Origin of the sequence: Paraglaciecola polaris LMG 21857 (assembly GCF_000315055.1) — a bacterium.
GTDB lineage: Bacteria > Pseudomonadota > Gammaproteobacteria > Enterobacterales > Alteromonadaceae > Paraglaciecola > Paraglaciecola polaris.
In genome coordinates, this window is the sequence record NZ_BAER01000032.1 from 1 (window position 1) to 12,308 (window position 12,308).

A 12,308-nucleotide genomic window follows, 5' to 3' on the forward strand; every position below is an offset into this window, starting at 1 on the left:
CTACGTGCTGCGCACCATCCTTCGGATGTTCAAAGTTGTTCCCGACAACTTTGTCTGGTTACTCTTTCTTAGCTGATGAAGAAAGAGTAACTGGTGGGGCAAGGATGCCGTATCAAAAAGCGCAATGCGACCAACATGGATGTTGGAAGCTAGGGCAACGCAGGAGCAGTTGCCGAGATGACGATAAGCGTAGCGCATGCGTGGCGCGAAGCGTAATCTTAGCGCGCCAACCTAAATAACAGGGTAGCTGACAATTCAACCGTTAACGGCCGCCGCTAAATAGGCTATTGGGCTTAGCTCAACCTACAATTTCTGCTTTTTTCTGTACTACTCTGCTCTTCATTATCTAAATATTAACCAATAACGGTGAGTATATGGAGTGTAGGTTTGCAATCTACTTTAATCACCATTAACGGTGAATTTATTTGATTCTAGTAAGTTTTCATCTATAATCACTGATAACGGTGATTATGAGTGTTTGATATGGGTAAACGAGTGACACCTTCTGATATGCCAGCGACTAGTTTGATACTTGATTCTGTGAATCTTGGTAAGTTGATTAAGGCTAGGCGTACTGCAATGAACATGAAATTGACTGATTGCGCTGCTTTGTGTGGTGTAGGGATTAATACTCTGTCCCGTATTGAGAATGGTAATCCTAATAGTACTTTAGGGGCTACTTTTTCAATTCTTAAAGGCTTGGGGATTAAGTTGTCTCATGCAGAGTATGCCATAAACTTTTCAGACGATGATTGGGTATAGGTATGGCTTATTCGCTTGGTGTGTTTTTACGAGATAAGCAGGTGGCGGTACTCACTCTAGATAAAACGAGCGGTCAACTTAAAATCACATATTTAGATACTTGGCAGCAAAATGGATATGCCATATCACCTGGATTACCCCTGAGTAACCAGCACTCATTAACTGCCGCATATCACTATCTAGATAATTTACTCCCAGAGGGTGAAGCTAGGCATTTACTAGCGACTAGATTAGGGGTGTCTGAGAAACAGGTTTACCCGCAAATAAGAGCCTTAGGTGAAGATTTATCTGGGGCATTTTCATTTTGTAATACGGCGCCTGATGTAAATGCGCCTGCTGCATTTAGGCCGATAGGTGAAGCCGAACTTATTGAGCGTCTTAACCATAAAGAGGATTTTGGGCTACTGCATTGGGATGATAAGCCTAGGCTGAGTGTCGCTGGGGTGCAGGACAAGCTTAATGTATTCGTGACTAAGCAAGGTGATATTGGTTTTGGCGACGGCGCTTACTGTTCTACCCATATTTTAAAATTCGAAAAACCTAACAGCGAACACTTAGTGCTTAATGAATACATTTGTATGAAACTATCATCGGCAGCCGGTTTACCTACAGCTGAAGTTGAATTCAAACGGTTTGGCCCGCACCCAGCTTTATTAGTGCGTCGCTTTGACCGAGCATTAGAGCAAACTGCAAGTCGTGTATTACGAAGGCATGTTATCGACGGATGCCAAGCACTTAATTTACCTAGAGATTATAAATACGAGAGAAACTTGGGTGATGGTAGAGATGTGTTACATATACGAGATGGCGCCAGTTTACCGACCTTAGCTGAACTGTGCGAACAGACCTCTTCACCGGTTCAGTCAAAGCAATGGTTAATTAATTGGCAGCTTTTTAACTTGATGATCAGTAATTACGACAGTCATGGTAAAAACGTTTCGTTCTATATGTCTAAAAACACATTTATGTTTACGCCTGCTTATGATCTCGTCAACGTATCTATGTTTGAGCAGTTCAAACATACACTTGCTATGGCCATGGGGGATGAATTTTCACCCTGTGATATTCATGCTTATCAAATAGCAGACTTTGCAGAAACGTGCAGTTTAGACAGAAAATTAGTTTCTAGAATGTTAGCCGACTTAGCCAAGTCGGTGCTAAAGACTTTAGATGATAGGCAGTTTTTAACTGAGTTATTCACACTACAAACCTTGTCTAGGGCCGAACACGGGTACATAGATGTGTTACTTGAAAACATAAGAATAAGAACGACCCATTTACAAAGCCAAGTACAAGAAATTCTTACCATAGAACTTTAATCAGAGCGCATTCTGCTGCTTTTTTTGTTGGGCATGAACGCATTAATTATTGGTCATCGTTAGATAACATGATGGGCTAAAGTCCAACCTACATCTTCCTTCTCATTTCCTCTGCGTTCTTTGTGTGCGTAGCGCATGTTTTGTTAAGTTGGACCGCCCGGCGGCCGCTCAAAGATTTCGTTTGAAAAAAGGCATGGATGCCGTGTGCACAGCACATAATAAGCCAAGCGAATACTCGAGAAAATAAAGCGCCAAAGTCCCTATAACGATTCATTCATAATAAAAATAGATATCCTCTGAACCCAATGTAACCCCTGCGTAACCGCATTGTTACTGACTTGTAAACGCAAACAAGCGTCATCTGCTGGTCGATAAGACACCCCACACCCATTTCTGATGCTTGAGCGGATAATATTTAGTCGGCATACTCGATTTTCCTATATGAAATTAGTCACTTGAGAATGTCCTATGAATGCGGAAACTCGCAGTTATCGACGCTATGTCCTTTTTATTCTTACTTTGGTTTATATCTTCAATTTTGTTGATCGGCAGATTCTGGTCATTCTACAAGAGCCGATCAAAGCTGAATTGGGTTTATCTGATACACAGCTTGGTTTATTAACCGGCTTTGCCTTTGCTTTATTCTATGTGGTTGTGGGTATTCCCATCGCCCGTTGGGCTGATGTGGGTAATCGGCGCAATATTGTCAGCTTGGCCTTGGTCGTTTGGAGCGGTATGACCGCGGTATCCGGTTTAGCGCAAAACTATACACAATTACTACTCGCCAGAATTGGTGTGGGTATCGGTGAAGCAGGTGCGAGTCCGCCTTCTCACTCGATGATCTCTGATTACTACGAACCGGAAGAGCGCGGTGCGGCCATGTCTATCTATAGCATGGGATTGTATCTGGGTATTCTGGTTGGCCTGTTGTTAGGTGGCTGGTTGGCTGACAAAATCGGTTGGCGTATGGCGTTTTTTGCTGTGGGTTTACCTGGCATATTGATGGCCGTTGTGGTGCGTTTAACCCTTAAAGAGCCTCCTCGTGGTGGCTCTGGCATGGTGTCTGACCCAAGTGTGGGCCAAAAGTACACCTTTAAAGAGACCCTTAGTTACTTGTGGAAATCTAAACCTTTCCGCAAAGCCGCGTTTGCTGCTGGTTTCTGTGCTTTTACCGGATACTCGACGTTAACCTTTATTCCTTCTTTTCTGATCCGAAGCCACGGCATGAGCATCTCGGAAGTGGGCGTATCCCTTGGTCTCATTATTGGTTTCTCAGGTGTGATTGGCGCGTTAAGTGGCGGCTTTCTGGCTGACAAATTTGGCAAAATCAATTTGCGTTGGTACATGTGGGTACCCGCCATAGGCGTGTTACTTTCAGTGCCGTTTAGTTTGTTAGCACTGAGCCTAGACTCGCTAACTATGGTATTGGTATGCATATTTATCAGTAACGTATTTGGCTCTTGTTACCTTGGGCCGACTATCGCGATTTCTCATCATTTGGTTAAGCCGTCAATGCGTGCAACCACATCAGCTATCTTGTTCTTTATTCTGAACATTGTGGGCTTAGGCTGTGGCCCGGTAGTAACCGGTATGATCAGTGACGCTTTGACTCCCCAGTATGGCGCCGAATCACTGCGTTATGCTTTGATGTTCTCTAGTCTCGTTATTCTGCTGGCGGTGGTTCAGTACATTCGTAGCGGATCAGCAGTTAATAGGCTTACCGAAGCAGATCAAAAAATAACCGCTTAGCCAATAGGCTTGAGGTTTTAATTTGATAACATAGCCATGACAATACCTTTAAAACCAGTCCCTTGAATTCAAATAAAGGGCACTGGGGTGTTGTTATGGCTGTTTTGCTAAGTTTTGAACAGGATTGCTCACACAACATATTTTAAGCAGTTTTCTACGCGGTAAGATGAGTCCTTTTTTACCTTGTGTATAAAAGCTGTGGTGGAAACCAATTGATTGAATTCTTGATTAAATAGTACTCGCGTCAAATCGTGAGTGCCGACCCTTTGTGACGCTGGCATTAACACCTTAAGCTCGCTGTTATCTATTTTTTGTGGCCTCTAAAAAAGCAGCTAGAATATAAATACTATTATGCTCGTGCTCTAAAATGTGTATCAAATTCATTTTTATTGGAGAAGCCAAATGCCCAACCCGTTCAGATCTAAATTCGTCCTGATTTTCGTTGTCTTTTTTTGTCCCTCTGCTAACGCGACCCTCAAGAGTTTTGACATTAGCTTTATCACCGAAGGATTTGATACATCTAACGCACTTGGGTTAGCAATAGATCCACTTACAAGCGATGTTTATATGACGACTCTGAGCTATAACGGAGCCGATAATTTGTGGAGAATGGACGCTAATGGTCAGCTCCTTGAATCGTCACGCGTAAATGTTGACTTAGGCCCATTTGGCGCAATATCTAGTGCCGACTTTACCAATGATGGCAATTTAGTCGTACTAGGAACGCAAAGCCGCTTTCCTGATCCTGCAGATCGGTTTGTTGTCACCCTATCTACTGATGGCCAAACTGAATATTCCCGCTTTCAAACCGATCAATATTTTGGAGGAACGAGCGGCATTGCTTTTAACCCATTCGATGAATCAATTATTTTATCAACAGGTCGAGTTGGTGTTCAATCTGTATTCAGAGAAGTGGCAAAAGACGGTACATTGATAGATAGCTTATTTAATGACCCCGCTTTGTTGCCAAACGATATCGCCTTTGATGCAGCGTCAGGTAACTTATTTGCGACCCGAGAAAATAAGCCATTATTAGACGAATATCGCCGTGATGAGAATGGTTATACGATTGTGCGATCATATGATTTGACTGATGCGGGTTTATCACGCAGGCCACTTGCCCTAGGTATTGCCCCGTCTAATGGCCTATTTTATGTACAGGACAACAATCAGAGAATTGTCAGTTTTAACACGTCTGATTTAGCTATTATTGCTGTATCCGCCCCAGCAACTTGGGGATTCATATTAGTCTGTTTGGTATTTATCATGATCCGCCGCAAAGGGAATATGAATCAATAGAATTGGGCTCTGGACAGCAACGCAATGAAACCGTTAATTCTTCGTTGCGTTACGCTCTTATGTTTCCACTTTAGCTTTCATACCCTGTTATTTTAACCACTTTAAAATCAAACAAATGTTTACGCCAAATCAACCGTATTCCAGCCAATCGCCCAGATAAAATTAACATTAAACGATAAATTACCGCTCATTAACGCAAGTTCATTGTCAGTAAGTGGTTATTTATGATAGAAAAATAGCGGGTGACACGGCTTTGGGTCACCGCTTGGGTGTACTGCGCATTTTGAGACAATTCAAAAGTGATTCTCGCCTCTGTATTTTCATTATGATTTCACTATCAAATTTTAACTATCGGGAACAAGCAATGAAGTTTCATATACTCGCCATCGGGGTTTTATCAGCCAGCCTTTTGGGCTGCAGTTCAGCAGAAAACCAAACAGAATTAAAAGCAGAACTGCCCAAGCAACAAGCCATGGTAGTCACCGCAAACCCGCATGCAACAGCAGCTGGGCTAGAAGTATTGCGCGCCGGCGGTTCAGCAGTCGATGCGGCTATTGCCATTGAAGCGGTATTAAGTCTGGTCGAGCCACAAAGCTCTGGCTTAGCCGGTGGAGCCTTTATGGTGCACTACGACAATGAAACAAAATCATTGGCAGTTTATGACGGCCGTGAATCTGCCCCAAGTGGCGCGACGCCAGATATGTTTATGTTAGAAAACGGCGACTCAATGCCGTTTATTCAAGCTAAAACCAGTGGTTTGTCTACCGGTGTGCCGGGTGTGTTGGCTATGTTGTCTATGGCCCACAAAGAGCAAGGCACCTTAGAGTGGGCGAGCCTATTTAGTTACGCTCGTAAGCTTGCCAACGACGGCTTTGAAATATCCCCTCGTTTACATGGCATGTTAGCGCGTTTTGGTAAGTACATTCCTAGCACGCCAGAGCAAGGCCCAACAGATGCCCACCAATACTTTTTTGATGACGCAGGCCAACCTTACCCCGCAGGTTACACCTTAAAAAATCCTGACTATGCCAAGACCTTGGACATCATTGCCAAGGATCCTGCTGAGTTTTATCACGGCGACATTGCGAAAAAAATCGCCGCTATGGTGCAACAGCAACCTAGAGCGGGCTCATTAACGGCTGAAGATATTGCAGCCTACCAGCCAGTGAAACGCACGGCATTGTGTCAGCCTTATCGTGATACCCAAGTATGTGGCGCGCCGCCTCCTTCTTCGTGGGTAGCCGTGGGTATGATCATGGGGATTTTAGAAAATGGCCCACGGCCAAGTGCAGCAGGCCCAGATGATCCAAAAAATTGGGCATTGTTAGCCCAGGCACAGCAACTTGCTTACGCCGACCGAGACCAATTTATTGCCGACCCTAACTTTGTGGATATGCCACTTACTGGCATGTTGAACAAAGACTATCTCGCCAAACGCGCCACGCTTATTTCAGATAAAGCCACGCCACTAACGTATGCCGTAGGTGACCCCTGGGCCTATAACGATACGCCGAGCAATGAGACTGCGGGTATTGATGCCACCCAAGACGTTCATGGCACCACGCATTTCGTGATTGTGGATACCAAAGGCGATGTGGTCTCAATGACAGCGACCGTTGAGAGTATATTTGGCACCACCCGTATGGTTGGTGGCATGTTTTTGAACAACCAACTAACTGATTTCTCTTTTCAGCATCATGATAAAGACGGTAACGCCATTGTTAACGCCGTAGCGCCCAATAAGCGCCCGCGCTCGTCTATGTCGCCTTCTATTGTGTTAGACAAAGACGGCGATTTTTTAATGGCCACCGGTTCACCTGGCGGCAATAACATTATTGCCTATACCGTTAAAACACTGGTCGGAGTATTTGAATGGGGACTGGACCCTCAAGCCGCGGTTGACCTACCGAATATGGTAGCCCGGGGTAAAACCGTGCGCCTGGAAAAAGATGCCGCATCCGATTCATTAATTGTCGCCATGAAAGAAATGGGATTCGACGTTGATGCATCCAAAGGCGAAAATTCAGGATTAAGTGTCATTATGCGCAAACCTGATGGCCGCCTTGAAGGCGCAGCAGACAAGCGAAGAGAAGGCATAATCGGTACGCTTTAGCCCGAGTAGTTTTGTTTGAAGCAACGAATAATATGGCGGCCAATTGGCCGCCATATTTGCTTAACAAAGAAACAATTAACCGTTAGAAGCGAGCAAGCAGGCCGCTTTCGTGTGCTGCATCTACTTCTGTGGTGATGACTTTGTTATCGTTGTTTGTATCCATTAAAGCAAAAAACTGACCCAGTCCAATTTTGCGATAGCTGCGCCCAGCTTGATTAGCGTAAGCAAGCACTTCTTCGCGCGTCACCACGCAATCACCATTTTCATCTGTGCCATCAAAACCGTAGGGCGGGTCAACTTTAGCGAACTCTTTATCGCTGAGCCTGTTGTCTTTGTTTGTGTCAAACAAATCGAAAAATGTGAGCATGCTGATGCGTCTATATTTGCCTTGATCCATAAATGCTTCGAGTTCGTCACGCATAACAGTGCCATCTCGATTAAAATCTGCGTTGTTCATCGGCCCGTGCTCTGCATTGTTCAACGGACCTTGCTGCAACGCCTCGCATACGCTGTGTTTGGCCCCTCCCTCCGGCGGTCTGCCCTGACCCAGACCACCTCTGTGGTGACCATCCCGAGAGACTACTTTTGTGCCCGCATTGACTTGCGCAATGTCATTCGAACTGCAAGCGCTGACAGAAAAAGCCACCAGCAGCGCTAGCGCGACATAAGATTTAGCAATACGATTTACCTTCAAAACTCGTTCTCCTGCTAGTTAACGTTAATCAAGACCATCAGCAACAATGCTTTAAAGTCTCGAAAAAGTCACTTTGTAACCTCACCTGCGGCTTACTGAGACCCCCAGCGAAGTCAAAGGTGCTATATCAGCATAATCTTGGGTTTTATTATTAATGATCTATTGGCCTAGCTGATTCGAATTTTGCGTTTGATGTCACAGGATTTGTTCACGCCACATGCTAAAATATCATTTTAGACCGAGTGGCACCGACCCCATGACGGTCACCATACAGCGTAAACAATAGGGACACATTTGTGGCTGAGCCATTTAAAAACTTGTTAAATCAACATGTTGTAGCAGATATGGCAGGTCATTTTAGCCGTCACTATGAAGCCTTCGATAGACCCGCTTTTGTAGCCGCAGCCAACAAGGGTTTAGAGTCACTTGAACTCAAAGCCCGTACTGAACATATTACTCAAGCGATGATCCTTTATCTTCCAAGGGACTTTACCCATGCAGGGCAAATATTGCTGGCCAGTTTGCCCGCGCTGCAAGACGAGAGCCCCTCCTCAGGCAGCCCTGAAAGTGCGGGAATATCAGGTTGGGCAATCATGACCCTGAGCCATTACGTGGCATTGCAGGGCCAAGAACATTTTGATTTTTCGATGATGCTGCTAAAAGAGATGACTAAACACTTGTCATCAGAATTTGCTATCCGCTTTTTTATTTTGCAATCAGCGCAAAATACCTTGGCCATATTTGCCAAGTGGGTCAGCGATCCTGACCAAGATGTTCGCCGCCTTGTCTCTGAGGGCAGCCGACCCAGATTACCTTGGGCCATGCAACTTCCTATGTTTATTGCAGATCCTGCACCTGTGATCGCGCTTTTAGAGCAGCTAAAAGATGATGACGAAGAATACGTTCGACGCTCGGTTGCCAACAATCTCAATGATATTGCGAAAGATCATCCTGAGTTAGTGGCTGATATCGCTGAGCAATGGCTAAAAGATGCCAGTAAAAACCGCCAAAGGTTAGTGCGCCATGCTTGTCGTACTTTGATTAAAAATGGTCATAAAAGAACCCTAGCTGCGCTGGGCTTTGTGCCGCCAATCATAGCGTCGGCAAAGGTTAGCGTGTTAACCAAGCACGTGATATTCGGTGAGGCGCTTCAGTTTAGTTTAGCGTTGACCTCAAACACGGACACGACCCAAGCGCTGATGATTGATTACATAGTGCATCACCAAAAAGCCAACGGCAAAACCACGGGCAAGGTGTTTAAATGGCGTAATAGCAACTTAACGCCCTCTACAATCCTGACCATAGAGAAAAAACACGCCATCAAAGCCATTACCACTCGGGTTTATTATGCCGGGCTGCATAGTGTTGAAGTCATTGTTAATGGGATCTCTGTGGGTCGCGCCGACTTTGAACTAATCATGCCTTAAAGATACAAGGTCAATCGCTCATTTTTATCCAAAATGGTGTTACCCCCAGCGCTACCTCTGTGGTGACCGCCTGCAGCTACTTATCCCGTGCCAGCTTACTGGCTGGCATCAATTGCACTGCATCCATTTCATGGCAAAAATTGCCAATAACGTCTGTTCAATAACCTATTTAATATCAAGTAAATCTGCTTAGCGACTTCATTTGTATCGCCCATAGTTAGCAAAAAAGTGCTTAAAATTGTGCTCTAGCTGCTGGAAATATTGCCCAACGTGCAAGCCATCGACCAGGGCGTGATGCACTTCTACCGATACAGGCATTAACGTCTCGTGAGCAAACGCTTTATATTTACCCATCACTATTCTGGGTATCGAGTCATGTTCATTGTGTTTTTGGGCATGAGAAAAGCTGGTGAAATGTAGCCAAGGTAAAACCGAGCAAAATATTTTATTGTGGCTAACGGTTAATGGCGCCAAGGATTTATGGCCGTTTTTTATACGAGCCAGTCGCTGCTCGGCCTGTTGGTAAAATAACCTAAAGTCGTGGCATGCTCCAAACTCACAAAAGCTAAAACTTTCATCTTTGTTTAACACAGTACAGCTTATGTCCACGTCATCATGCACATCAACTTCATCGCCGTTTATACGTAACCTGAATGGCGCTATTTGATTGGCACTGTATCCGAGTAAAAACAAAGAGCAAATAAAAAAAGAAAGCTGATTCTCTTTGCAATAACTGAGTGTTTTAGCCACATTAACCGTCGCACATACATTGAAAAAAGGTTGCTTAAACGTCTTATAAAATTCGAAGTGTTCTTTTCTATACCAAGTACGTAAATCGATTTTTTCAATACTACTCAAGAGTGTTTCACTTATAAAAATGATGATCGAATCATAGTCACATAATTTCGTTGCTGAAGCCAAGTTGATATATCAGTATCGTCCCCCTGCAAAGACGTGATTATGTGAGATTAGGGGTTCATAACAACGGCGTCCACACGTGTTGCCTTGTTCAACTCATTATCAGGCATTCCTTGCCATACATCTCTGCTCGTTGGCGTTTATCGAGCTATTTGTTATTGCTCATGGCTAATTTAATACGCTGCGCAGCATCGCGATATAACCTGACGGCAAAGGCGTGTTCTTGTATGCCTCTTTGGCCACCAACCAACGGTGCATCAATGGCAAATTATAAGGCGGTACTGAGGGCAATAAATGATGTTCAATATGGTAATTCACATATACGGGACTCACGCATAAGCGTTCCCACCAGCTTGATAAGGTGGTTCGGGTATTTTCGAACATGTTCGGACTATTTGAATTAGGTACAGCGGCATGTTCACCGATATGCCGAATGCGTAAAAACAGAAAATAAATCGTATTGTAGGCCGCAATCCATACTAGGTATAACCAAGCTATATTTAATGCGTAGCAGAATAAGAACAACAACAGGTTAACGACTATCCCTGTGAATAAGGCCCGATTGGATACCATGCTCTTGTGGGATGGATGTCGTGTTTTAAGAATATAAAACCAAAATTTCAGGGCGGTTAAACCACAGAGATCCCGCAAGAATTTGCGCACTAATGACGCCTTACTGATCGGATAAGCCGCATAATTGGCCAAATCGGGATCCCTGCTAGTGCCCACATCTTTGTGATGAATAGTATGCTGGCGCGAGTAGGTTTGCATATCTGAGAATACCGGCGCCGACACCAGCCAGGTGCCAACAAACTGATTGAGTTTACGTGATTTGAACAAACTATTATGACCGCAATCGTGCATTAAAATGGCAAAACTAAGTTGTCTTCCTCCCACGATCAGCAGTGCGATGACGATGGTAAAGAGGTTGGGCCAAATAGCCACTAGCGCCATTGCAGCGATGACCCATGCCCAACAGCTCAGCACTAATAGTGCGGCGCGCAGGTTACTTCTAGTCATCAATTGTACAATTTCTTGTCTGGTGAGTACGTCATGTGCTTTCATTGGCTTATCCTAGTATTACGAAACGTTGAACACGCTAGACTCGCCCATAAATTGAGTCCAAATTTTCTGCCCGCAAGCATCGTAATCACACATTGCATGGCGTAACTCTTCGCGCTTGGGGGTACAAAACATTTCATCCGGTAGCAAGGGATCTTTAACCAATAAATTTATCGTCTCGCCGCCTATCATAAAGCTCTCACGCAGGGCGTCTTTCACCTTTAAGGTATCAAGGCGTGCTTTGCTTTTAGTCAGTTTGCTTAGCTGTTGCTCGTACATGGATTGCAGTTCTTGAGTATTCCACAAGGTGCTTTCCCATATGAATTGTTCTGGGTTAGGAATATCCGTCGCCTTAAAGACTAATGCTTCAGGTTCAAGGCCAACCAATTGATACAAGGCACGTAATTCACTCAATGCAGGACGCAAATTGTTTGGCCGTATCCATACTTTGTTCTGCGCCTTGCGAAAACCAAAAAATGGCAACGTGGTATGACTTAACGTGCGAACGGCGCGATCTGGGTTGCTGGGTAATAACACCATTAGCCAATCGTCTTTTTGCCATTCTTTACGGCGCAAATCTCCTAACTTCCATTGTTCGATATAGTCGCTGACCAAATCGGTATTTGAGCTCATGCGATAGCCGCTACTGCCGTCTGCTTCTACTTTGCCCCCAGTCAAAAGACGCGTTAAGGCCACCCGCATTGTGCTCGCCTTGAAATCGAATAACTCCCCCACGGCGATTAATTTGGCCGCTTGGCAATAACCACCTCGGGTTAATCTGAGCACATCAAGAATGATGGTCTTGGGTGTTATCTGGCGTCGTTTCAGCATAGCGCTTGCTCTATAAGAATCTCTACATTCATTATTACCATAAATTACATTTTTAGCAAATATATGTAACACCGGTCAACAAACGTCACTCGTCAGCGGGTTTCAAAAGCATGCAAATGCGTATTAATTTACCT

General features: G+C 44.5%; 10 protein-coding genes. 6 read left to right on the top strand and 4 right to left on the bottom strand.

What is annotated here, in order from left to right; all coding sequences use genetic code 11:
- Positions 1–483 precede the first annotated feature (483 nt).
- The 5 genes from GPLA_RS05955 to ggt all read left to right on the top strand — a co-directional run bounded on the left by GPLA_RS05955 (position 484) and on the right by ggt (position 7,242).
- Positions 484–762: a helix-turn-helix domain-containing protein gene (locus GPLA_RS05955; protein ID WP_040514017.1), complete on the top strand. Its 279-nt coding sequence runs from the start codon at positions 484–486 to the stop codon at positions 760–762.
- Positions 763–764: 2 nt separating this feature from the next.
- Positions 765–2,081 carry a HipA domain-containing protein gene (locus tag GPLA_RS05960; RefSeq protein WP_007103954.1) on the top strand — a complete coding sequence of 439 codons (1,317 nt, stop codon included), beginning with the start codon at positions 765–767 and terminating at the stop codon, positions 2,079–2,081.
- Between the two features lie 468 nt (positions 2,082–2,549).
- Positions 2,550–3,830, top strand: a complete 1,281-nt coding sequence (locus GPLA_RS05965; RefSeq protein ID WP_007103955.1) for a spinster family MFS transporter — start codon at positions 2,550–2,552, stop codon at positions 3,828–3,830.
- 402 nt (positions 3,831–4,232) lie between these two features.
- The gene (locus tag GPLA_RS05970; RefSeq protein ID WP_040514018.1) at positions 4,233–5,129 is read left to right on the top strand and encodes a hypothetical protein; all 897 of its coding nucleotides are present in this window, start codon (positions 4,233–4,235) and stop codon (positions 5,127–5,129) included.
- Positions 5,130–5,493: 364 nt separating this feature from the next.
- The gene (gene ggt / locus GPLA_RS05975; protein ID WP_007103958.1) at positions 5,494–7,242 is read left to right on the top strand and encodes a gamma-glutamyltransferase; all 1,749 of its coding nucleotides are present in this window, start codon (positions 5,494–5,496) and stop codon (positions 7,240–7,242) included.
- Positions 7,243–7,324: 82 nt separating this feature from the next.
- On the opposite strand, the gene GPLA_RS05980 is transcribed toward ggt, so the two are convergent.
- Positions 7,325–7,936 (bottom strand): EF-hand domain-containing protein, encoded by a 612-nt coding sequence (locus GPLA_RS05980; RefSeq protein WP_007103959.1) that lies wholly within the window; start codon positions 7,934–7,936, stop codon positions 7,325–7,327.
- Between the two features lie 296 nt (positions 7,937–8,232).
- Here GPLA_RS05980 and GPLA_RS05985 point away from each other — a divergent pair, with 296 nt between their 5' ends.
- On the top strand, positions 8,233–9,363 hold the full coding sequence (locus GPLA_RS05985; protein WP_007103960.1) for a hypothetical protein: 1,131 nt from the start codon (positions 8,233–8,235) through the stop codon (positions 9,361–9,363).
- Between the two features lie 198 nt (positions 9,364–9,561).
- Here the strand turns inward: GPLA_RS05985 and GPLA_RS05990 are convergent, their stop codons facing one another.
- The 3 genes from GPLA_RS05990 to GPLA_RS06000 all read right to left on the bottom strand — a co-directional run bounded on the left by GPLA_RS05990 (position 9,562) and on the right by GPLA_RS06000 (position 12,174).
- Complete coding sequence (locus tag GPLA_RS05990) at positions 9,562–10,221, bottom strand: CatA-like O-acetyltransferase (RefSeq protein ID WP_007103961.1); 660 nt, start codon at positions 10,219–10,221, stop codon at positions 9,562–9,564.
- A gap of 228 nt (positions 10,222–10,449) precedes the next feature.
- Positions 10,450–11,346 (bottom strand): fatty acid desaturase family protein, encoded by an 897-nt coding sequence (locus tag GPLA_RS05995; RefSeq protein WP_007103962.1) that lies wholly within the window; start codon positions 11,344–11,346, stop codon positions 10,450–10,452.
- A 15-nt stretch (positions 11,347–11,361) separates the two neighbouring features.
- Positions 11,362–12,174 (bottom strand): PaaX family transcriptional regulator C-terminal domain-containing protein, encoded by an 813-nt coding sequence (locus tag GPLA_RS06000; protein WP_007103963.1) that lies wholly within the window; start codon positions 12,172–12,174, stop codon positions 11,362–11,364.
- Positions 12,175–12,308 lie beyond the last annotated feature (134 nt).

What these genes read in the sequence shown, in the direction of transcription:
- GPLA_RS05955 (WP_040514017.1), top strand. Translation starts at nt 484, where the DNA reads ATGGGTAAACGAGTGACACCTTCTGATATGCCAGCGACTAGTTTGATA.
- GPLA_RS05960 (WP_007103954.1), top strand. Translation starts at nt 765, where the DNA reads ATGGCTTATTCGCTTGGTGTGTTTTTACGAGATAAGCAGGTGGCGGTA.
- GPLA_RS05965 (WP_007103955.1), top strand. Translation starts at nt 2,550, where the DNA reads ATGAATGCGGAAACTCGCAGTTATCGACGCTATGTCCTTTTTATTCTT.
- GPLA_RS05970 (WP_040514018.1), top strand. Translation starts at nt 4,233, where the DNA reads ATGCCCAACCCGTTCAGATCTAAATTCGTCCTGATTTTCGTTGTCTTT.
- ggt (WP_007103958.1), top strand. Translation starts at nt 5,494, where the DNA reads ATGAAGTTTCATATACTCGCCATCGGGGTTTTATCAGCCAGCCTTTTG.
- GPLA_RS05995 (WP_007103962.1), bottom strand. Translation starts at nt 11,346, where the DNA reads ATGAAAGCACATGACGTACTCACCAGACAAGAAATTGTACAATTGATG.
- GPLA_RS06000 (WP_007103963.1), bottom strand. Translation starts at nt 12,174, where the DNA reads ATGCTGAAACGACGCCAGATAACACCCAAGACCATCATTCTTGATGTG.